Origin of the sequence: Nocardia sp. NPDC004860 (genome assembly GCF_040609015.1) — a bacterium.
Taxonomy (GTDB): Bacteria; Actinomycetota; Actinomycetes; order Mycobacteriales; family Mycobacteriaceae; genus Nocardia.
Genome location: NZ_JBEXJI010000003.1, coordinates 553531 through 574714, shown reverse-complemented (window position 1 = coordinate 574714; position 21184 = coordinate 553531). Strand labels below are relative to the sequence as shown.

General features: G+C 68.6%; 18 protein-coding genes. 4 read left to right on the top strand and 14 right to left on the bottom strand.

What is annotated here, in order from left to right:
• Positions 1–181 precede the first annotated feature (181 nt).
• Together ABZV44_RS10275 and ABZV44_RS10270 are read right to left on the bottom strand one after the other, a co-directional pair.
• On the bottom strand, positions 182–1330 hold the full coding sequence (locus ABZV44_RS10275; RefSeq protein WP_354834044.1) for a serine hydrolase domain-containing protein: 1149 nt from the start codon (positions 1328–1330) through the stop codon (positions 182–184).
• A gap of 15 nt (positions 1331–1345) precedes the next feature.
• Positions 1346–2728 carry an NAD(P)-binding domain-containing protein gene (locus ABZV44_RS10270; RefSeq protein WP_354834042.1) on the bottom strand — a complete coding sequence of 461 codons (1383 nt, stop codon included), beginning with the start codon at positions 2726–2728 and terminating at the stop codon, positions 1346–1348.
• 116 nt (positions 2729–2844) lie between these two features.
• Here ABZV44_RS10270 and ABZV44_RS10265 point away from each other — a divergent pair, with 116 nt between their 5' ends.
• Complete coding sequence (locus ABZV44_RS10265) at positions 2845–3483, top strand: TetR/AcrR family transcriptional regulator (protein WP_354834040.1); 639 nt, start codon at positions 2845–2847, stop codon at positions 3481–3483.
• Between the two features lie 12 nt (positions 3484–3495).
• On the opposite strand, the gene ABZV44_RS10260 is transcribed toward ABZV44_RS10265, so the two are convergent.
• The 8 genes from ABZV44_RS10260 to ABZV44_RS10225 all read right to left on the bottom strand — a co-directional run bounded on the left by ABZV44_RS10260 (position 3496) and on the right by ABZV44_RS10225 (position 12717).
• On the bottom strand, positions 3496–3903 hold the full coding sequence (locus tag ABZV44_RS10260; protein ID WP_354834038.1) for a nuclear transport factor 2 family protein: 408 nt from the start codon (positions 3901–3903) through the stop codon (positions 3496–3498).
• Positions 3904–4103: 200 nt separating this feature from the next.
• Positions 4104–4379 (bottom strand): hypothetical protein, encoded by a 276-nt coding sequence (locus tag ABZV44_RS10255; protein ID WP_354834036.1) that lies wholly within the window; start codon positions 4377–4379, stop codon positions 4104–4106.
• A gap of 93 nt (positions 4380–4472) precedes the next feature.
• Positions 4473–5285: a CbiX/SirB N-terminal domain-containing protein gene (locus tag ABZV44_RS10250; RefSeq protein WP_354834034.1), complete on the bottom strand. Its 813-nt coding sequence runs from the start codon at positions 5283–5285 to the stop codon at positions 4473–4475.
• Positions 5282–6688: a uroporphyrinogen-III synthase gene (locus tag ABZV44_RS10245; protein ID WP_354834032.1), complete on the bottom strand. Its 1407-nt coding sequence runs from the start codon at positions 6686–6688 to the stop codon at positions 5282–5284. Before ABZV44_RS10245 ends, ABZV44_RS10250 begins: the two co-directional genes overlap by 4 nt.
• Positions 6685–7080 carry a nitrite reductase small subunit NirD gene (gene nirD, locus ABZV44_RS10240; RefSeq protein ID WP_354834030.1) on the bottom strand — a complete coding sequence of 132 codons (396 nt, stop codon included), beginning with the start codon at positions 7078–7080 and terminating at the stop codon, positions 6685–6687. The genes ABZV44_RS10245 and nirD overlap by 4 nt, the downstream gene beginning before the upstream one ends.
• Positions 7081–7144: 64 nt before the next feature.
• Complete coding sequence (nirB, locus tag ABZV44_RS10235; RefSeq protein WP_354834028.1) at positions 7145–9709, bottom strand: nitrite reductase large subunit NirB; 2565 nt, start codon at positions 9707–9709, stop codon at positions 7145–7147.
• 24 nt (positions 9710–9733) lie between these two features.
• Positions 9734–11221 carry a nitrate/nitrite transporter gene (locus ABZV44_RS10230; protein ID WP_354834158.1) on the bottom strand — a complete coding sequence of 496 codons (1488 nt, stop codon included), beginning with the start codon at positions 11219–11221 and terminating at the stop codon, positions 9734–9736.
• Positions 11222–11493: 272 nt separating this feature from the next.
• Positions 11494–12717: an MFS transporter gene (locus ABZV44_RS10225; RefSeq protein WP_354834155.1), complete on the bottom strand. Its 1224-nt coding sequence runs from the start codon at positions 12715–12717 to the stop codon at positions 11494–11496.
• A 149-nt stretch (positions 12718–12866) separates the two neighbouring features.
• Between ABZV44_RS10225 and ABZV44_RS10220 the strand changes: the two genes are divergently transcribed.
• Positions 12867–13550, top strand: coding sequence for a FadR/GntR family transcriptional regulator (locus ABZV44_RS10220; RefSeq protein WP_354834026.1), 684 nt, complete (start codon positions 12867–12869; stop codon positions 13548–13550).
• Positions 13551–13723: 173 nt separating this feature from the next.
• The gene (locus ABZV44_RS10215; protein WP_354834024.1) at positions 13724–15184 is read left to right on the top strand and encodes a nitrate/nitrite transporter; all 1461 of its coding nucleotides are present in this window, start codon (positions 13724–13726) and stop codon (positions 15182–15184) included.
• A gap of 124 nt (positions 15185–15308) precedes the next feature.
• Here ABZV44_RS10215 and ABZV44_RS10210 read toward each other — a convergent pair whose 3' ends face one another.
• From ABZV44_RS10210 to ABZV44_RS10200, 3 genes are all read right to left on the bottom strand, one after another.
• Positions 15309–16160 (bottom strand): TIGR02569 family protein, encoded by an 852-nt coding sequence (locus tag ABZV44_RS10210; RefSeq protein ID WP_354834152.1) that lies wholly within the window; start codon positions 16158–16160, stop codon positions 15309–15311.
• A 208-nt stretch (positions 16161–16368) separates the two neighbouring features.
• On the bottom strand, positions 16369–17553 hold the full coding sequence (moeZ, locus tag ABZV44_RS10205; RefSeq protein WP_354834022.1) for an adenylyltransferase/sulfurtransferase MoeZ: 1185 nt from the start codon (positions 17551–17553) through the stop codon (positions 16369–16371).
• A gap of 96 nt (positions 17554–17649) precedes the next feature.
• Positions 17650–18600, bottom strand: coding sequence for a sigma-70 family RNA polymerase sigma factor (locus tag ABZV44_RS10200; protein ID WP_354834020.1), 951 nt, complete (start codon positions 18598–18600; stop codon positions 17650–17652).
• 127 nt (positions 18601–18727) lie between these two features.
• On the opposite strand from ABZV44_RS10200, the gene ABZV44_RS10195 reads away from it, so the two are divergent.
• A complete protein-coding gene (locus ABZV44_RS10195; protein WP_354834018.1) occupies positions 18728–20146 on the top strand; it encodes a DHA2 family efflux MFS transporter permease subunit in 1419 nt (472 codons plus the stop codon).
• Here the strand turns inward: ABZV44_RS10195 and ABZV44_RS10190 are convergent.
• Positions 20131–21090 (bottom strand): DUF3152 domain-containing protein, encoded by a 960-nt coding sequence (locus ABZV44_RS10190; RefSeq protein WP_354834150.1) that lies wholly within the window; start codon positions 21088–21090, stop codon positions 20131–20133. The genes ABZV44_RS10195 and ABZV44_RS10190 overlap by 16 nt on opposite strands.
• Positions 21091–21184 lie beyond the last annotated feature (94 nt).

The following is a 21184-nucleotide window of genomic DNA, read 5'->3' as shown; positions in this document are numbered from 1 at the left end:
CTCGAACACCGGCATCGGCACCCCGAGCACCGGCTCGACCGTCATCTCGAACGGCCCACCCGGCCCGGTCAGCTTCCCGGCCACCTGCGCGGCCACAGCCTGCAGATCAACAGCGTTGGTCATGAATCAAGTCCTCGAATCCGATTGCGCGAACCTTCGCAGCTTGCCCGAGTGAGGCCCGTCACGCACGTCCCCTCACTGTGTCGAAGGTCGCCTTCATGTAGGCGTCGGCCCGCTCGGAGCCGATCAGGCCGGGAGCCATGCGATTCATGGCGTAGGCGAACGTGACGCGGTGGTCCAGGTCGTTGACGACGTGCGCGCCGCCCAGCCCGTTCCACCAGCAGACGCGGCCGTCCGGCACCTGCGGCGCGGTCTGCGCGTGCGGCAGGCCGTAGCCGATGCCGAAGCGCAGCGGCAGCAGGATGGCCAGGTCCACCCCGTCGGACTGCTGCTCGAAGATGAGGTCGATGGTCTTGTCCGACAGGAACTTCCGGTCGGCCAGCTCGCCGCCATTGCTGATCACCGACTGCAGCCGGGCGATGGATCGGGCATTGCCGTGGCCGCCCATGCCGCCCAGCTCCGCCTGCCGCCAGCCCGGGGTCGCGCACTCGGCGAAGTCGAGCAGCGGCTGGAACAGCGTCTTGAACATGACGCTGTCCTGCGGCAGCAGCGACTGGTCGAACTCGGGGAGGTCCGGCGGCACCAGAGTGGCGATGCGGTCGAAATCGGCTGCGGGCGTGCCGATGTGGAAGTCCGCGCCCAGCGGCTGCGCCAGCTCCTCGGCGAAGAAGCGGCCCAGCGGGCGGCCGGTGACGCGCTTGATCACCGCGCCCAGCAGGTGGCCGTAGTTCATGGCGTGATAGCCCGAGACGGTGCCCGGCTCCCACCAGGGTGCCTGCGCGGCGAGGCGATCGGTGGCCGCGTCGATGTCGTAGATGTCCGACAACACGATCGGGGCCTCCCAGCCGGAGACGCCCGAGGTGTGCGAAAGCAGGTGCCGCACTTCGATATCGGCCTTGCCGTTGGCCGCGAACTCCGGCCAGTAGTGGGCCACCTTCTGGTGCACGTCCAGCTCACCGCGGTCGACCAGCAGCAGCACGCTCAGCGCGACCATGGTCTTGGTGATGGAGAAGGTGTTCACCAGGGTGTCCGCGGTCCACGGCCGGGTCTGCTCCGGATCGGCCCAGCCGCCCCAGAGATCCACCACCGTTTCGCCGTCCACGGTCACGCACACCGAGGCGCCCAGCTCCGCGCCCGACTCCACCTGCTCGGTGAAAGCCACACGGACAGCCTCGAATTCGTCGGCACAGAATCCAGCCACGTCGCTCATCCTGACCGCTCTCCTCTACGCCCGTACCAGCGCGCGACTGCGCACCGGCAGCTTGTTGCCCGCGGCGGCGGCCCGGCGCGCGCCGTCGGTGAGTTCCTTCTTCAGCTCGCGGACGTAGACGTCGAAGTCGATCTGAATGGTGTGCCGTGGCGAGTTGTAGTAGCGCTCGGCGCGTTCGGCCTCCGCCTTCGCCACGGCGGTGTTCATATCCGCCTGGGACGGGAAGCGGTAGTTGCCCGAGAGGTAGGCCGCGACCAGCTTGGACTGCTGCTCGGCGAAGTTCACCAGGGTCGGCATCGGCTGGGCCAGGCCGAGATAGAAGAGATTGTCGATCTCGGGCTTCAGCATCTGGCGCCACAGCGGCAGCTTGTTGCTCGCATCCGGTCGCAGCGCCGGATCTGTGAAGAACGGGAAGCTGATGTGATAGCCGGTGGCGCACACCACCGCATCCACCTCTTCGGACGAACCGTCCGCGAAGTGCACGGTCTTGCCGTCCAGGCGGGTGATGGCCGGCTTGAAATCGATATCGCCGCAACCGACCCGGTGCAGGAACTCCTCACTCGCCGACGGATGCGCCTCGAAGGGCAGGTGATCCGGCTTGGGCAGGCCGTAATCCTCCATGCGGCCGCGGTTCTTGACCACGAAGCGCTGCTTGAGCTTGAGCGCCACCTTGGGTGGCATCCACGCGGGCACCACCTGGGTGTCGCCGACCTTGCCGCCGACGTACTTGGGCAGCACCCACACGCCGCGGCGGGCCGAGACCCACAGCTTCGAGGCGATGAACTTCTGCGACAGCTCCGAGGCGATGTCCAGGCCGGAATTGCCCATGCCCACCACGACGATTCGCTTGCCGCGCATGTCGATCGGGTCGAACGGGTCGTTGTAGGAGTGCGAATGGATCAGCGTGCCGTCGAACTCACCCGGGTAGTCGGGGGTGCGCGGATCCCAGTGGTGGCCGTTGGCCACGATCAGCGCGTCGTAGGTCTCGACGCGGCCCTGATCGGTGGTGAGGGTCCACAGGCCGTCGGCGCCCCGCTCGGCCGAGGTCACCTTGTTGTTGAAGATGATCCGGTCGCGGATGTCGAAGTGGTCGACGTAATCCTTGAAGTACTGGTGCAGCTGGCTGTGGTGCGGGAAGTCCGGCCATTCCTCGGGCGCCGGGAAGTCCTCGAACTGCAGCCGGAACTTCGAGGTGTCGATGTGCAGGCTCTGGTAGCAGGCCGACATACCGTTCGGGTTCTTGTAGTACCAGTTGCCGCCCACCTCGTCGGAGGCTTCGTAGCAGTCGAAGGGGATGCCGTATTCGGCGAGCCGCTTCGCGGCGGTGATGCCCGACGGGCCGGCGCCGATGATGGCGACCCGGGGCAGCTCACGATTGTGTGCAGATAGCGCAGCCAATTCACTCTCCTGGTTCGGCGACGGGTCTTGGAGCCCTGCCGGACGTGATGTGCCACACACGCTAACACTCGCTAGACAGCGTGTCTAGTGAGTGAACTTGCGTCTATTATTCAAGCGTGACCCGATCCGACGTAGACCACCCCGACGCACCCCGGCGCACTTCGCTGCGCGACGAACAGAAGCGGCTGACCCGCAGCCGGCTCATCGACGCGGCCAAACAGCTGTTCACCACGCAGGGGTACGCGCCCGTCCGCGTCGACGACATCGCCGCCGCCGTCGGCTGCAGTCGCGCCACCTTCTACCTGCACTTCACCGGCAAACCGGACGTGCTGCGCGCGATCGCCGAGCAGGGCACGCTGCCCAGCGTCCAGCACTTCTACGAGGACCTCGACCACGTGCTCGACACCGGCTCGCGGGAGGAATTCGCCGCCTGGATGCGGCGCGCCATCGACTGGTTCCAGGAGTACAAGGACCTACTGCCCGCCTGGGACGAGGCGACGACGCTGGAACCCGAATTCCGGGAAGTGGCACGAGAGGGCATCATGGCCCTTCCCAATGTCATGAGCTCCTACCTGTCCCGCTGGCCCGCCGACCGCCAGGACGAAGCGCGCCTGCGCGTGGAACTCCTTGTCGCCCAACTGGAACGGTTCTTCACCCGCTGGGCCATGCAGGGCACCATCGACGTTTCCGCCGAGGAAGCCGCGAGTGTCCTCACCGACATCTGGTTCCCGGCCCTGCAGACCCCGAAGGGCTGATCCCCCGGAGGGCTACTCCGAGATCGGCGTGACGCGGGCGCGGTCCAGTTCCCAGAACGCCCGCAGGGCAACGATTTTCCCGTCCGCATTCACGCGATAGACGGCGACGAGATCAACCTCGACGACGACCTCGGGGCGTGCGCTGCGAATGGTCCCGGTGAAGGCCGCTTCATCGCCGCACGCGAACGAGTCGGCCCACTCGAATTCGATTCGGCTGGGCTCGATCGCTTTGTCCCAGAAGGCCGCAATGGACTCGTGCCCCGAATGCCCCTCGCCCACTGGGTCATACGGGGAGATGCCGACCGGATCCTCGACGCGCGCGTCCGCCGCGAAGAGGGCGAGCCACTCGGCCTTGCGCTTGGCGCGCACCGCCGCCTGCGAGGCGAGTCCGGCACAGCGGGCGGGATGTTCGAGCGACATCCCGCCATCCTGATCGCCGCCGCACCGAAGGGAACCGGCGAATACCGGTGAGCGAGACCGGTCAGGCTGCGGGACGGTACATAAGCGGAGCGCCTTAACCACCGTTAAGGAGTAGCCACTGTGGTGTGTATCACACAGATACGACTCGGGCCGACGCTATTCGGCGTCGGCCCGGAATCTGAAATTAAATTGTTTGGAATTCAGTGGCCGGCGGCGGAACCGGTCCAGCCGAAACCCGCGCCCTGATCCGTCGGCTGGGTGTTGTTGACCAGCGCCTGGCACTGGTCATAGGTCTGGCCCGACTTGATGCACGCCGTCCACGGGTCGTAGATCGTGGGGAAATCGGCGGCGGCGGTGGCGGCCGGGCCGGCGATACCGCCCGCGATCACAGCGGCGACGACAAACTTCTTCACGTGGGGATCCTCCAGGGTCTTTACCGAATTGCGGTAAAGGTTGCCATGCGGATCGAAAATCACCAAGTGATAGGGGAATTGGGCGTTTCGGTTTCGGGCCGGGCCCCTAATGGACCGGGGCGAGCCCCTAATCCGAGCGGGCCCGGACCGTGCCGATCAGGCGACCCGGACGGCCGTCAGCGAATCTATCGCCGCGAAGTAGCGATCGGTCAGCAAGCGCACCACGGCCGGGTGCACACCGATCGGCTCGGCGACACCGTCCGCACCCGCCTCGTGCAGGCGCTGGTGGAACAGCCCGTGGGCGAGCAGATAGGAGGCCACGAAGACCCGCCGTGCGCCCGAAGCCCGCACCGCCGCAACCACTTCCGGCACCTTGGGCTCGCCGGTCGCGATATAGGCCAGATGGGCGGTGGTGCCGACGCGCTCCGAGAGCAGGCGCGCCGCGCGCTGCACATCCCGGCGCGCCCGCGCGTCCGAGGAACCCGCGGCGGCGAACACCACCGCGTCCCCCGGCCGCCAGCCCGCCGCACGCAGCCGCAGGTGCATCACCTCGGCCAGCGCCGGATCCGGACCCATCGCCTGGGTGACCGCGACCGCGTCGTGAGCACTCGCGGCCACCTCTCGCGGCACGTCCTGGTACACGTGGTAGCCCGAGGCCAGGAAGGCCGGAACCACCACGGCGGGAACCGGATCCAGATCCCGCAACACCTCGGCCGGGGAGGGTCCCAGCACATCCACGAACGCGGTGCGCACCCGCGGCGTACCGGCGATCGCGATCTCACGCAACGATGCCGATGCGGCCCCGAAATCGGCACCGGCACCTGTCTCGGCGATCCCGCCGCGGACACCGTGCGCGAGCGCCGACGCACCCAGCTCCCGCGCAACAGCTCCCGCCAGTTCGGCGATCATCTCCACACCCCGGGCGCTCCGGGTGCCGTGCGCGACGAGCACCAGCGCCGGCGCGCTCACCACGCACTCCCGGCCGGACGGCCGGGGCGCGCGGCCACCGCGGGGCGGGAGACGGACTGCGCCGGGAAGCCCACCGGGCGGGCCGTCCCGTTCACCGGGGCGATCGGTCGGCGGGCCGCCGCGGCCGGCGGCGGGACCTCCGCGTGCGGCGCGCGGGTGCCGGGGATGCGCGGCGGCACGTCGCGGCGCGCGCCCAGACCCTGGTTGTGTGCCGGAACCTGCTGGCGCGCAGCCGGATTCGGACCTTCCGGGTGCGGGTTGTCGGTGCACTCGGCGGGGTCCAGCGCCAGCCGGTAGCCGCGCTTGACGACGGTCTGGATGGCCTTGGGGGTGCCGAGGCCCGCGCGGAGACGGGCGATGGCGGTCTCCACGGCGTGGGTGTCGTCGCCACCACCGGGCAGGGCGGCGAGCAGGTCCTCACGGGAGACGACCCGGCCCGGCTGGCGGGCCAGGGAACGCATGAGCGCCATGGGCGCGGGTGCCAGCTGGCGCACCTGGCCGTCCACGACGACGCAACCGCCGCGGACGCTGAGCAGGTGCCCGGCGGCCTGAATCCGGTTGGCGCGCCTGGGAAGTTCCTCGGCGACGTGGCGGGCCAGCGCGCCCAGGCGGGCGCGGCCGGGCATGGACGTCGTGACGCCCAGCTCCTCCAGCGGCGCGGCCGTGATGGGGCCGACGCAGGCCGGCAGCACCCGGGTGCGGAAGGCGTGCAGGACGGCCTCCAGCAGCCCGGTCTCCTTGGCGCGCATGAGAAGTGACGCCACGGCCGGAGCGCTGGTGAAGGTCACGCAATCCAGTCCGGCGGTGACGATGCCCTCGATGAGGCGGTCCATGGGAGTACGGTCCTCCGGCGGAATCCACCGGTAGACCGGGACCGGAACCACATCGGCTCCGGCGCAGCGCAATACCTCGCAGAAGTCCGGCACCGGTTCCCATTCGGTGGTGGCGCCGTGCAGCTGCACCGCGATCCGGACCCCCTCGACCCCCTGGGCCAGCAGGTGATCCAGCACCTCGGCGCTGGATTCCGAAGCGGGAGACCATTCTTCGCGCAGCTCGGCGGCACGGATGGCGCCCTTGGCCTTGGGGCCGCGGGCCAGCATGCGGGTCGAGCCCAGGGTGGCGCGCAGCTCCTCGGCCAGGCCCCAGCCCTCCGCGGCCTCCATCCAGCCGCGGAAGCCGATGCCGGTGGTGGCCACGGTGATCTGCGGCGGGGCCGCGACCAGCTGCCGCGTCACCCGCTCCAGCTCGGTGTCGTCGGCCAGCGGAATGATCCGGATGGCCGGGGCGGAAACGACATTCGCGCCCCGGCGGGCCAGCAGGGTGCCGAGTTCCTCGGCGCGCCGGGCGGCCGTGATACCGACCGTGAAGCCGGCCAGCGGGGTACCGCTGTCAACCTCGGTCATGCCGTACCGCCGATGAATTGGACCGGGTCGTTGGACACCGAGACCACACCGTCCGCGACGCGGACCGCGTACACCGGCAAAGAAATGGAGTCATCGTCCAGGCAGCGCCCGTCGATCAGTGAAAAGGCCTGCTTGAGCAGCGGCGACGCCACCACCGGCACACCGCCGCGGTCGCCCACCAGGCCGCGCGACATGACCGCCGCGCGCCCGAAGGGATCGATATTGCCGACGGCGAACAGCGTCCCGTCGGTGGTGAGGAACAGCGCCGCCTGGCGGCCGCCCTTCAACAGGACCGCCACGCCGCGGCCGGGAATCAGATAGTCCTGCCGGCAGGCCTGTGTCCAACCCGAAACGGTCGTGACTGCGGTGCCGGGTGTGTCGATCACGGTCATCGGTACTCTCCTCCGAACGCCCTACCTATTGGTACCGGCGCCCTGTTTCCTCGCGGTTAAGCAGTCATTTCCCGTGCGTGGCGGTCTCTGTGGCGTGGGTCGCATTGACCGGGATGTCCGGGATTCCGAGCAGGACGGGCACCTTGCGCTCACCGGTCTCGTCGAAACCGATGGTCGGGTCCGACTCCTCCGGCGCGTTCACGAAGGACACGAAGCGCGACAGCTTGCCCTCGTCCTCGAGCACCGCGGCCCACTCGTCCTTGTAGCCCTCGACGTGCCTGGCCATGGCCGCTTCCAGATCCGCGGCGATGCCCAGGCTGTCCTCGCAGACGACCTGCTTGAGGTAGTCGATGCCGCCCTCCAGGGCCTCCTGCCACGGCGCGGTGCGCTGCAGCCGGTCGGCGGTGCGGATGTAGAACATCAGGTAGCGGTCGATGTACTTGATCAGCGTCTCGTCGTCGAGCTCGCCGGCCAGCAGCACCGCGTGCTTCGGAGTCAGACCGCCGTTGCCGCCCACGTACAGGTTCCAGCCGTGCTCGGTGGCGATGACACCGACGTCCTTGCCGCGCGCCTCCGCGCACTCGCGGGCGCAACCCGACACCGCCAGCTTCAGCTTGTGCGGGGAACGCAAACCGCGGTAACGCTTTTCGAGCAGCACCGCCATGCCGACCGAGTCCTGCTGGCCGTAGCGGCACCAGGTCGAACCCACGCAGGACTTCACCGTGCGCAGCGACTTCCCGTACGCGTGGCCGGATTCCATGCCCGCGTCCACCAGGCGCTTCCAGATCAGCGGCAGCTGCTCGACGCGGGCACCGAACAGGTCGATGCGCTGACCACCGGTGACCTTCACGTACAGGTCGAACTCCTTGGCCACCTCACCGATGGTGATGAGCTGCTCGGCGGTCACCTCACCGCCGGGCATGCGCGGCACCACCGAGTAGGTGCCGTTCTTCTGCAGGTTGGCCAGGAAGTGGTCGTTGGTGTCCTGCAGCGAGGCCTGCTCGCCGTCGAGGATGTGCTCGCTCGAGGTGGACGCCAGGATGGAGGCGACGGTCGGCTTGCAGATGTCGCAGCCGGTTCCGGTGCCGTACTTGGCGATCAGACCCGAGAAGGTGCGGATGCCGGTCGACTGGATGATGTGGAACAGCTCCGCGCGCGACTGCGTGAAGTGCTCGCACAGCGACTTGGAGACCTCCACACCCGACTGCTCCAGCAGCTTCTTGAGCATGGGAACGCAACCGCCGCAAGAGGTTCCGGCATTGGTGCAGCTCTTGATGGCCGGCACGTCGCAGGCGCCGTCGGCGATGGCGCCGCAGATCGAGCCCTTGGACACGTTGTTGCAGGAGCAGATCTGGGCGTCGTCGGGCAGCGCGTCCGCGCCCAGTTCCGCACCCGCCGGGGAGATCAGCGCGGCCGGATCGGCCGGCAGCGGGCGGCCGACCAGCGGGCGCAGCGCCGAGTACTGGGTGGCGTCACCGACCAGCACACCACCGAGCAGGGTCTGGGCGTCATCGGAGACGACCAGCTTGGCGTAGGTGCCCTTGGCCGCATCGTGCAGCACCACCGACAGCGCGCCCTCGGTCCGGGCGTGCGCGTCACCGAAGGAGGCCACGTCCACACCCAGCAGCTTCAGCTTGGTGGACAGGTCCGCGCCCGGGAACTCGCCCGCACCGCCGAGCAGGCGGTCGGCGACCACCTCGGCGGTGTTGTAGCCGGGGGCGACCAGGCCGTAGCAGACGCCCTCCACCGCGGCGACCTCACCGATCGCGTAGATGTTCGGGTCCGAGGTGCGCAGGCTCAGGTCGGTCAGGACACCGCCGCGCTCGCCGACATCCAGCCCGGAGGTACGGGCGATTTCGTCACGGGGACGCACACCGGCCGCGAAAACCACGACCGCGGCGCGCAATTCGCTCTCGTCGGAGAACTTGACCGACAGCCGCTCGGCGACCGGCGCGCCCTCGACGGTCTCGATCGAGGAGGTGCCGACACCGGTGTGCACGGCCAGGCCCAGCTCGGTCACCAGCTTCTCGAGGATGGCGCCGCCACCCTCGTCGATCTGGGCCGGCATCAGCCACTTGTTGAACTCGACCACGTGCGGGGTCATGCCCAGCAGGCGCAGCGCATTGGCCGCCTCCAGGCCGAGCAGACCGCCGCCGACCACGATGCCGACCGCGCCCGGACCGGCCGCCTCGGCCGCGGCCCGGATGCCGTCCAGGTCCTCGAGCGTGCGGTAGACGAAGCAGCCCTCCGCGTCGTGGCCCGGCACCGGCGGCACGAAGGCGTAGGAGCCGGTCGCGAGAACCAGTGCGTCGTAACCGATCACCTCACCGGTGGAGGTGGTGACCTTGCGGGCGATGCGGTCGATGGCGTCGGCCTTCACGCCGAGCCGGACGTCGACCAGGGTGTCGCCCTCGTAGTCGTTGCCGGGCAGCGCCAGCGCGGACGCTTCCCAGATGCCGACGTAGGAGGACAGGCCGACGCGGTCGTAGGCGGCCAGCTTCTCCTCGCTGAGGACGATGACCTGCCAGGTTCCGGCCTCGTCACGGGAGCGCAGCGCCTCCACGAAGCGGTGTCCGACCATGCCGTGGCCGACCACTACAACGGTTTTGCGTTCGATGCTGTGGGTCATGACAGTCCCTTTCGCGAATGGACGTCAGGCGCGAGCCGACGAGGTGGACGAGGAATCGGTTGCGGCGGAGCCGGTTTCGGCTTCGAGGACCAGAGCCTCGGCCTCGACGACGACATCGGCGTCGGTGGTTTCGGAGGTCAGCGAGCGCAGGCTCGGGCGGCGCATGAAGACCGCCCAGCAGACGGCCGCGCAGACCACGTAGAAGGCCATGAAGACCCAGAACGCGGTGGTCGCGGACTTGGTGGAGGCGTAGGAGGAGCGCAGCACCAGGTTGATGCCGACACCGCCCAGCGCGCCGATGGCGCCGACGAAGCCGATGAGCGCACCGGAGGTGTTGCGGGCCCAGGCCGCCCGGGTGGCCGAATCACCGTCCAGGGAGCGGGATTTGGCCTCGAACACCGACGGGATGATCTTGGTGACCGCCCCGTTGCCGAAGCCCGAGATGACGAACAGCGCGGTGAAGCCGACGATCATGGCCACCAGCACGCCGCCCTGCGGGTGCCCGGCGTGATCACCCAGGGTCGAGGCCACCGTGACCACCAGGGCCGCCACGGTCATGGCGCCGAAGGTGAGCAGCGTGACCTTGCTGCCGCCGATGCGGTCGGCCCACTTGCCGCCGTAGGGGCGGGCCAGCGAACCCAGCAGCGGGCCGATGAAGGCGATCTGCGCGGCGTGCAGGGTGGCCGCGGCGACGCTCGCGCCGCCGGCCTTGAAGCTGATCTGCAGCACCTGGCCGAAGGCGAAACTGTAGCCGATGAAGGAACCGAAGGTGCCGATGTAGAGGAAGGCGATGGCCCACGACTGCGGGACCTTCAGCGCCTTGATCATGTAGGACAGGTCGGCCTTCTGGTTCTTGACGTTGTCCATGTAGAGGGCCGCGCCCAGCGCCGCCACCACGATCAGGACCAGGTAGACCGCGCACACCACCGAGGCATTGCCGTAGTGGTTGCCCAGGGTGGCGATTACCGCCAGGCCGACCAGCTGCACCACCGGCACGCCGATATTGCCGCCGCCCGCATTGACGCCCAGCGCCCAGCCCTTGAGCCGCTGCGGAAAGAAGACATTGATGTTGGACATCGACGAGGAGAAGTTGCCGCCGCCGAAGCCCGCGAAGGCGGCCACGACCAGGAAGGTCGTGTAGGAGGTGCCCGGCTGGTTGACGAAGTACAGCGTCAGCAGCGTCGGGATCAGCAGCAGCAGCGCGCTCACGATGGTCCAGTTACGACCGCCGAACTTGGCGGTGGCCACGGTGTACGGGATCCGCATGAAGCCGCCGACCAGGGTCGGCATCGCGCCCAGGAAGAACTTGCCGGCCGGGTCGATGCCGAACTTGTCGGTCGGCATGAACAGCACCATGACCGACCAGATCGACCACACCGAGAACCCGACGTGCTCGGCGAACACCGACCAGATCAGGTTGCGGCGAGCGATGTCCTTACCACCGGCTTCCCAGGCCACGACATCCTCGGCATCCCAATGCTCGATGTCGCGCTTGCGGGTCAGCGTCGTCAACAAGAGGCCCTCCTGAAATCTGGATGGCCCCAAGGTAGGAAATCGGTATTGCGTCGATGCTGCGCGAAATGACCGGCAAATCAACGGTTGCTCACGAATATCGGGCAACCGGCGTGAGAAGTGACCCTATGTTTCAACCATGTGACACAAGGGTTTCCGGCGGCCACAAATCGCCAGGAAACGCGTAGAAACGCGTAACCGAGCCGGAAGTTGAGAGCCTTGCCACAAAATCATGGCCCCAACCTCACGGCTCGGCAACTCGAACGGTGAATTTATTTCCAGGTGTCTTCCAGCATCTGCGGCTTGCACGCCACCCAGGCGCCCGCCATCAGGATCAGGACCGCCACCACCAGGAAGCCGAACGGCGCCAGCCAACCCCCGGTCATCGTGTGCAGGGCGCCGAACAGCAGCGGGCCCACGCATGCCACCGAGTAGCCGACACCCTGGGTGAAGCCGGACAGCGCGGCCGAACCGGCGCCGGTGCGGGTCCGCAGGTTGATCAGGGTCAGCGCCATCGGGAAGGTCGACGGGCCCAGGCCCACCGCCAGCACCCACAGCAGCGGGGCGCTCATCGGCGCGAGCAGCAGACCGGCGAAGCCGATGAAGAAGAACACCGCGCAGCCGATGACGACCGGGAACGGATTGGCCATGCGGCCCACCACGATCGGCGCGCTCAACGCCGCCACCAGGCCGATGAGGGCGAAGATGCCGACCATGCTGCCACCGAAGGAGGCGCTGGCGCCGGCGTCGCTGAAGATCGTCGGCATCCAGGTGAACAGCGAGTAGGTGATCAGCGAGGTCATGCCGAACATGAAGGCCATGCCCCAGGCCACCGGCGAACGCCACACCTTGCCGGTGGATTCGACCGCCTCCGAAGGCAATTCGGTGGTGTCGACGCGGGCGTGGTCACGCCGCACCCGCAGCACCGCGATCCACGGCAGCGCGGCGGCGAAGGCCAGCGCGGCCCACATGCCCAGCGACAGCCGCCAGCCGTGCGCGTCCGCGACCGGCACCGCGATCAGGGCCGGGAAGACGGTGCCCAGCTGCACCATCACGATGTAGACCGAGCTGAGCGCGGCCAGCCGATCCGAGAAGTACCGCTTGACCAGGGGCGGGATCACCACATTGCCGACGCCCATGCCGGCCAGGGCCAGCGCGGAGAAGGCCAGCAGCTCCCAGGTCGCGGGCACCAGGGCGCGGATCACCGAGCCGACACCGGTCATGAGCATGGCCACCAGGGCGGTCGTCTCCAGGCCCAGGCGACGCGACAGCACCGGGGTCAGCAGCCCGCCGAGGGCGAACATGGCGGTCGGCAGCATGCCGAACACGCCGACCACCGCGGTGGAGTAGCCGATGTCCTGCCCGATGCGGGCGGCGAGCGGAGTGAACGCGGTGACGGCGACGCGGAGGGTGAGAGCGGACATGACGATGGCGACGAGCACGAGCAGGCGGCCCTCGACCGCTCCGCCCCTCCGCGCTTGGGCGCGCTTCGACATTTCGGGGCGGAACCCGGCCGTCTCGCTCGGGGCATTGGAAAGGCCCCGCACCGGGGCCATCGTCTCATCCATCGTCGCAGTCACCCCGAAATCATAGGATGACCCGATGATGTGATGCAACGAATGTGAGGCAAGGTACGCTGTCACCCGTGCAACCAGTCCGGCGCACGAGCCTCATCGCCCAGGTGACCGAGCAGCTTCGTGCCGAAATCCGTTCCGGCCGTTGGGCCGTCGGCTCGCGTATCCCCACCGAACCCGAGCTCACCGAACTCACCGGCACCGGCCGCAATACCGTGCGCGAGGCCGTCCAGGCCCTCGTGCACGCCGGCATGCTCGAGCGCAGACAGGGCTCGGGCACCTACGTCATCTCCACCTCCACCCTCGGCGGCACCCTCACCGAGTACCTGGCCGACGCCCAGCAGCGCGATGTCCTGGAACTGCGGCGGGCCCTCGACACCACCGCCGCCCGGCTGGCCGCCGAGCGCCGCGACGACACCGACATCGCGACCCTGCGACGCGTGCTGGAGGAACGAAACCGCTACTGGGACACCGACTTCGATGCCGCCATCGAGGCCGACGTGCAACTGCACCGCGCCATCGTGGTCGCCAGCCACAATGCGGTATACCTGGAGTTCTACGACTCGCTGCTGCCCGTCATCGCGGCCGGGATCAGGTTCCGGTCCGAGCGCGAGGGCGAGACGTACCACGACGAGCACGCCGAACTGGTGCAGGCGGTCATCGACGGCGATCCGGAACGGGCGGCCCGCACCGCCAATTGCTTCCTCGACTCGCTCATGGCCGAATACCGGACGCTTGATACGAAATTCGAGTAACCGAAAGGTCACCACTCGACACGCCGCCGGGTGAGGTCGAATTACCGTCTCCGTCACGGAAAAACACTCGGATGTAAAAAGCGCTTCCTACGGTTGGACGCGACCGCAGCGGTTCCCCGACGACCGGGAACCCATGATGAGGGCGGTCGCGACAGCCGAGAGGACAGCTGCTCATGGCAACAGTAGTAGAGGCACCGGAAACGACCTTCGCCTTCCAAAGACGCGGACGGTGGATCGACCGCTGGGAACCGGACAACAGTGAATTCTGGGAAAACGGGGGTAAACAAACCGCCCGGAAAAATCTGATCTTCTCCGTTTTCGCGGAGAACCTCGGATTCAGCGTCTGGGTGCTGTGGGCCAGCGTGGTCACCGCCATGGGCTCGGCCGGATTCGCCTTCCTGAGCGCGAAGAATCCCGACGCGGTCAACAACGCGCTGCTGCTCACCTCCACCCCGACCCTGGTCGGCGCGGCGCTGCGCGTGCCCTACACCTTCGCCATCCCGCGCTTCGGCGGCCGCGCCTTCACCGCCTTCAGCGCGGCCATGCTGCTGCTCCCCACGCTGGGTCTGGCGTATTTCATCAACCAGCCGAGCACACCCATGTGGGTGTTCATGGTGCTGGCCGCACTCGCGGGTGTCGGCGGCGGCAACTTCTCGTCGTCGATGGCCAATATCAACTTCTTCTTCCCCGAGGGTAAGAAGGGCGCGGCGCTGGGCATCAATGCCGCGGGCGGCAATCTCGGTGTGGCACAGACACAATTGTTCGTGCCGCTCATCATCACGCTGGGCACCCACATCATGGCCAAGAACCCGGGCGGCTACCGGTTCGGCATCACTCTCGCTGTGCTGGTGTGGATTCCGTTCATCCTCGTCGCCCTGTTCGGCGCGCTGCGCTACATGGACTCGCTGTCCGGCGCGAAATCCGATGGCAAGTCCTACAAACTGGCCCTGAAGAACCGGCACACCTGGGTGATGGCCATCCTCTACATCGGCACCTTCGGCTCCTTCATCGGCTTCTCCTTCGCCTTCCCCACCCTGCTCAAGGCCAACTTCCCGAGCCTGGCCAAGATCGGCTGGATGGGCACCCTGGGCAACCTGGCCTTCCTCGGCGCGCTCGTGGGTTCCATGAGCCGGCCCTTCGGCGGCTGGATCGCCGACAAGCTCAGCGGCGCGAAGATCACGCTGTACGTCTTCGGTGGCATGGCGGTCGCCGCCGCGCTCATCGTGGCGTCGCTGTCGGCCAAGAACTTTCCGCTGTACCTGATCTCGTTCCTGCTGCTGTTCGTGTTCAGCGGCATCGGCAACGGGTCGACCTACCGGATGATCCCGATGATCTTCACCGCTGAAGCGCGGCGGCATGCCTCGGAGACCGGTCAGGACATCGGGGCGGCCCTGATCTCCGCGAAACGGCAGGCGGGTGCGGCCATCGGCGTCATCGGCGCGATCGGCGCGGCGGGCGGCTGGATCCTGCAGCAGGCCCTGCGACTGTCGAACACCCACTACCACAGCATGAATCCGGCCTTCTGGGGCTACGTGGTGGCCTACCTCGCCATGGGCGCGGTCTGCTGGTGGTTCTACCTGCGCTCGTCCTTCGCGGTCGGACGCGCACCCTCCCTGGCCCACGCCAACGTCTGAGCGGACCCAGCACTCAGGCAATGACTTTGGAAGCGCGCCCTTCCAGAGATCCCCATCCTCAGGGGTACAGAAAGGCCGCGCCGGATTCGTCGCCCGGCGCGGCCTTTCCGTTCTGTTCATCCCCCTAGAGCAGCAGGCGGATCATGTCGGCGGTGCGGGCCAGGCCCGGGAACGCCTCGGGGGTGGATCGCGGGTGCAGGGCGTGCACGGCGAGGCGGAACATGACCGCGCGCACCAGCATCTGCGGCCATTCGGGGAGATCGCCCCAGCGTTCCAGCAGGCCGTCGTCGGCGCCGCCCCAGGACAGGGCATCGACCACGATGACCGCCGCCGCCCAGGGCGCCGGTCGCCAGTACGGGGTGATGTCGGTGAGACCGGGCGCGAAACCGCCCGAGAACAGGACGGTTCCGAACAGATCGCCGTGCACCAGCTGTGCGGGAGTGGTCACCGGTTTGCGCAGGGTGGACAGCTGGGTGATCAGGATCTGGCTGCGGTCGCCGTCCGGGGAGGTGGCCTGCAACATGCCGCCCAGCTTGAGACTGCGCAGCGGAACCGCTTCCCACGCAGCGCGATCCGCGGCCGCGAAGACATCCACATCCACCCACGGCGCGACCGGCTGCGCGGCCAGGAAACGCGGACGCTCCAGCCGCGCGGTCACCTGGTGCAGGCGCAAGGACAGCGACACCACTTCGTCGTGCCGCGGCTCCGGCATGCCCTCGAGGAAGGTGTCGGCGCGCCAACCGGATACGACATACCGTCCATCGGTGGCCCGCACCGGCCGCGCCAGGCGCAGCCCGTCCACCCGCAGGGTCTCGCGCACCTTCGCCGACCACGCCGCTCGCGCGTGATCGGTCACCGGGCTCAGGACCACATCGCCACAACGCCAGCCGCCGTCCCAGTTCCCCAGCGGAACCGGCACTTCCTCGCGCAACCCGAAGGTCGAGCGCACATGCTCGGGAGGTTCCACAGCAGTCATGGTCACGCGCGTACGGTACCGCTGTGAAGAGGCGTAAATCGGACGCCACGCTGTCCCGCCTCCCCGCGGCCCGAGGCCGGACTCGGGTGCCGTCGGCATCCCGTACGCGACCGCCGGTCGAGTACGCGACCGATTTCGGACATGCCCGGGGAGTTATCCGGATCCTCCCGAAATCAGTTGTCGCCTCCCGATCGATCGACGCTCTCGGTCAGTAGACCGGCAGCGACGGGTCGACCTGGTTGGCCCAGGCGATGATTCCGCCCTGGAGGTGGGTGGCGTCCGAGAAACCGGCGTTCTTGAGCGCCGCGAGCGCCTCGGCGGAGCGGATTCCGGTCTTGCAGTGCAGGACGATCGGGGTGTTCTGGGGCAGTTCGGACAGGGCCTCGCCGGAGAGGATGCGGTCCTTGGGGATCAGGGTCGCGCCCTCGATGCGGACGATGTCCCATTCGACAGGCTCGCGCACGTCGATGATGGCGACGTCCTTGCCGGCATCGAGCAGCTCCTTGAGGTCCCGGGCGGTGATGGTGGAGCCGATGGCCGCGGCCTGGCCCTCCTCCGACACCACGCCGCAGAACGCGTCGTAGTCGATGAGCTCGGTGATGGGCTGACGCTCCGGATCGCGGCGCAGCTTGATGGTGCGGTAGCTCATGTCCAGTGCGTCGTACACCATGAGCCGGCCCAGCAGCGGGTCGCCGATACCGGTGATCAGCTTGATCGCCTCGGTCACCATGATCGAGCCGATGGAGGCGCACAGCACGCCCAGTACGCCGCCCTCGGCGCAGGACGGGACCATGCCCGGCGGCGGAGCCTCCGGGTAGAGGTCGCGGTAGTTGATGCCGCGGCCGTCGGGGGCGTCCTCCCAGAACACCGAGACCTGGCCCTCGAACCGGTAGATCGAACCCCATACGTAGGGCTTGCCGGCCAGCACCGCGGCGTCGTTGACGAGGTAGCGGGTGGCGAAGTTGTCGGTGCCGTCGACGATCAGGTCGTAACGGCTGAACAGCTCGACCGCATTGTCGGGTTCGAGGCGAATCTTGTGCAGCTCCACGGTGATTCCGGAGTTGATCTCCAGAATCGAATCGCGGGCGCTGTCCGCCTTGGAACGGCCGATATCGGACTCGCCGTGGATGATCTGACGCTGCAGGTTGGAGGCATCGACCTCGTCGAATTCCACGATGCCGAGCGTGCCGACACCGGCGGCAGCCAGGTACAGCAGCGCCGGGGAGCCCAGCCCGCCGGCGCCGATCACCAGCACCTTGGCGTTCTTCAAGCGTTTCTGACCGTCCACCCCGAGGTCCGGGATGATCAGATGGCGGCTGTAGCGGGCGACCTCGTCCCGGGTCAGCTCCGTCGCCGGCTCCACCAGGGGCGGCAGGGAGGGATGCGATGACACGTCTTCGGACTCCTCAATCGAATTCGCCGGAAACTCGCGGCCATTGCTGCAACACCGCAGGGCGGGGCGTTCTTCCCCAAGCCTACGGATGTCACGTCACAGCCGGGCGGGGAGGTCGAACAGACGGAAGAGGTCCGGGGAGTGGAACAGGTCCAGGCGGGCGAAGCCGTCGCGGTCGAGGGTGAGGACGTGGAGGTTGGCGGCCTCGAAGACATCGCCGCGTTCGACGTAGGCGGCCAGGGCCGGGCGATTGTTGGCGCGGGTGGGTAGCAGGCGGAAGGCCTCGCCGCGGGCGAAGACCCGGCCCAGGAAGGCGGTGACGGCGTCGCGGCCCTGGAACCAGGCCAGGAACGGCGGCATCTGGAGCATGGCGTCGTCGCGCAGGATGCGTTTGAGGGCGTCGATGTCCATGGCCTCGAACGCCTCGACGTAGCGCTTCAGCAGCTCGCGTTGCTCGTCGTCCCCCAGTTCGGCGGGACCCGCCCGGACGCCGGACAGCTGCGCGTGCGCCCGCTGCAGGGCGCTGTTGACGGCGGCGGTGCTGGTGCCGAGCAGCCCGGCCACCTCGGCGGCCCGCAGCGCCAGCACATCCCGCAGGATCAGCACCGCGCGCTGCAACGGCGGAAGGTGTTGCAGCGCGGCCACGAACGCCAGGCGCACACTCTCCCGGGCCGCCACCACCGCCGCCGGATCGCCGTCCCCGAGCAGCGCGTCCGGGAACGGCTCCAGCCACGGCAGTTCGGGCGAAGGATCGAGACGCTCCGCCCCCACCACCGGATTCGGCTGTGCCAGATCGACCGGCAGCGCTCGCCGCTGCGCGCTCTTCAACGCGGTCAGGCAGACATTGGTGGCGATCCGATACAGCCAGGTGCGCAGCGAAGCCCGTTGCGGGTCATAGGAATCCGCCGACCGCCAGGCACGCACCAGGATCTCCTGCACCAGATCCTCGGCATCATGCAGCGAGCCGGTCATCCGGTAGCAGTAGGCGAGTAGTTCGGGGCGGTGCGAATCGGCGACGGCGACCACGTCGTCGACGGTGGCGGTCATCCCACCTTGCTAGCACGGCGTCGCCGAGCCGTCGAGCCATGGGCCGCCGACCAGCGGCCGATGAGTTTTCGCGAGCCGGTGAGTACGTACCCGTGACACCCGAACCGACCCGAAAGGTCACTCCCCCATGACCACTCACCAGCGCTGGACGCTCGCCCTCACCTCGGTGGCGTCACTCATGGTGGGGCTCGACGCACTCGTCGTCACCACCGCGCTCAACACCATCCGGGTCCAACTCGGCGCGTCGCTCGAGGCGCTCGGCTGGACCTTCAACTCCTACACGCTCGCACTCGCGGTATTCCTGCTGACCGCCGCGGTGATCGGCGACCGCATCGGCCGCCGCCGCCTGCTCATCGCCGGGCTCACGCTGTTCACCGTCTCCTCCGCCGCCTGCGCGCTGGCCACCGGCATCGGCGCGCTGATCGCCGCCCGCGCGGTGCAGGGCATCGGTGCGGCCATGATCATGCCGGCCGCCTTCGCCCTGCTCGGCGTGGCGTTCCCGCCCGCCCAGCGCGGACGCGCCATGGGCATCTTCGCCGGGGTCACCGGGCTGGCCATCCTGGGCGGACCCGTCGTCGGCGGGGCCGTGGTGCAGGGCCTGACCTGGCAGTGGATCTTCTGGCTCAATGTGCCCATCGGCGCGGCCCTGATTCCGGCCGTCCGCCGCTGGGTCACGGAGAGCACCGGGCCCGCCGCCCAGGTCGACACCGTCGGCGTCCTGCTGTCCGGGCTCGGCGTGCTCGGGCTGGTGCTCGGACTGGTGCGCGGCAATGCGATCGGCTGGACCAGCGCCGAGATCCTGGGCGCGCTGCTCGGCGGCGGTGCGCTGCTGGCGGCCTTCGTCGGCTGGGAGCTGCGCACCCCGCAGCCCATGGTGCCCATGCGGCTGTTCACCCGCCCCGGCTTCGGCGCCGCCAATCTGGCGGGGCTCCTGATGACCGCCGCGATCTTCGGCACCGCGTTCTTCTTCGCCCAGTACCTGCAGGCCGGGCTGCACAACACCCCGCTCGGCTCCGGGCTGCGCCTGCTGCCCTGGACCGCAACGCTTTTCGTGGTCGCGCCGCTGGCCGGCGCGCGCATGAGCCGGATCGGCGAGCGCCGGTTGATCGTGGCCGGACTGCTGCTGGCCGGGATCGGCCTGCTCTGGATCGCCCTGGCCGCCGGGGCCGGGGCCGGATACCCGGCGCTGATCGGGCCGATGCTGCTGACCGGCATCGGCATCTCGGCCGCCATGCCCGCGGTGCAGAACGCCGCGATCAGTTCGGTCGGACCGGAGTCCATCGGCACCGCGTCAGGGATCTACAACGCCCTGCGCCAGCTCGGCGGCAGCTTCGGAATCGCGGTCACCTCAGCGGTTTTCACCGTCACCGGCGGCTACACCTCGACGACGGCCGTTCAGCACGGCTTCCGCGCGGCGCTGCTCACCGCGGCCGCGGCGGCGACTCTGGGCGCCCTGGCGGGTCTGGGCGTCGCCCGGCACCGGCCTTCGGCCGCAACGGAATCCGTGCCCGCCGTCGTGGTGGAGGGCGCTCAGGCCCGCGGGTAGGGCCACGGGTTGAAGCGGCAGGTCTTGCCGTCCATCGGCACCACGCCTTCGGGATCGAGCTTCGCGATGTCGTTGTTCCTGGTCCCGAAGGTCTGCTGCATCATGACCGGCGCCAGCCCGCCGTCGACCTCGCACGGCTGGTGCTCGTGGTAGCCGATGGCATGTCCCACTTCGTGATTGATCTGGTACTGCCGGTAGGAGCCGACGTCGCCCTCGAAGGCCAGCGCCCCGCGCACCCAGCGCACCTCGGAGAGCACCACACGGCCCAGATCGGCGTTGTAGCAGGAGGAGTCGACCGGGATCTCGAAACCGCAGGACTTGCGGGTGGTGTCGCGGGAGGTCAGCGAGATGCGGAAATCCGGAGTGCCGGTGTCCACGCGCCGGAAGCCGAAACGCGGATCGTGGGTCCAGGACTTGGGATTCGCGAGCGTGGCGTCGACCATCTGGCCGATGGCCGGATCACCGCCGAGGCTGGCGGTGTCCACGCCGTCCTCGATCTCCACCGTGTAGGTGAACACGTGCTGGGAGCCGGTGCCGACCTGCGCGGTATTGCCGGGCACCACGTGCCAGTTGCCGGTGCCGGTGTCGGTGTAGGGCCCGCCGGGCGGGACCGCGCCGGTGGGCAGATCGGCCGCGTACTTGCCGTCGCCCTTGGGGGCGCCGCCGATGATGCCGCTGGGCTTGTCGGTGTGCTCGCTGAGACGGCCGAAGCCGGGGAGTCCGGTGCTGGCGTCGCCGGTGTGGCGCAGGGCGTCCACGGCGACCAGGACGGTAATGACCAGCAGCACGGGCAGGGCGTAGGCGCGCCAGCCGTAGGTGCTCACGAAGCGGCCCAGCGGACTCTGCTTCTTGGTCTCGCGATCGGGGCGCTGCCGGTTGCGGGCGTCGGCGGGCGGGGCGGTGGGATCCCAGCGGGCGCGCAGCGGCTGGTGCGGCAGCGGCAGGTGATCACCGGCGGGCTGACCTGGATCGGGTGCGGGTCCGGGCGGTGTGATGAGCCCGGAAGATACCGAGGGGCCGGTCTGCGATGCGCTGGCG

Coding starts and splice junctions, on each gene's coding strand:
- ABZV44_RS10215 (WP_354834024.1), top strand. CDS start 13,724: ATGGCAACAGTAGTAGAGGCACCGGAAACGACCTTCGCCTTCCAAAGA.
- nirB (WP_354834028.1), bottom strand. CDS start 9,709: ATGACCCACAGCATCGAACGCAAAACCGTTGTAGTGGTCGGCCACGGC.
- ABZV44_RS10275 (WP_354834044.1), bottom strand. CDS start 1,330: ATGAGCGACGTGGCTGGATTCTGTGCCGACGAATTCGAGGCTGTCCGT.
- ABZV44_RS10225 (WP_354834155.1), bottom strand. CDS start 12,717: ATGTCGAAGCGCGCCCAAGCGCGGAGGGGCGGAGCGGTCGAGGGCCGC.
- ABZV44_RS10245 (WP_354834032.1), bottom strand. CDS start 6,688: ATGACCGAGGTTGACAGCGGTACCCCGCTGGCCGGCTTCACGGTCGGT.
- ABZV44_RS10210 (WP_354834152.1), bottom strand. CDS start 16,160: ATGACTGCTGTGGAACCTCCCGAGCATGTGCGCTCGACCTTCGGGTTG.
- ABZV44_RS10200 (WP_354834020.1), bottom strand. CDS start 18,600: ATGACCGCCACCGTCGACGACGTGGTCGCCGTCGCCGATTCGCACCGC.
- ABZV44_RS10260 (WP_354834038.1), bottom strand. CDS start 3,903: ATGTCGCTCGAACATCCCGCCCGCTGTGCCGGACTCGCCTCGCAGGCG.
- nirD (WP_354834030.1), bottom strand. CDS start 7,080: ATGACCGTGATCGACACACCCGGCACCGCAGTCACGACCGTTTCGGGT.
- ABZV44_RS10195 (WP_354834018.1), top strand. CDS start 18,728: ATGACCACTCACCAGCGCTGGACGCTCGCCCTCACCTCGGTGGCGTCA.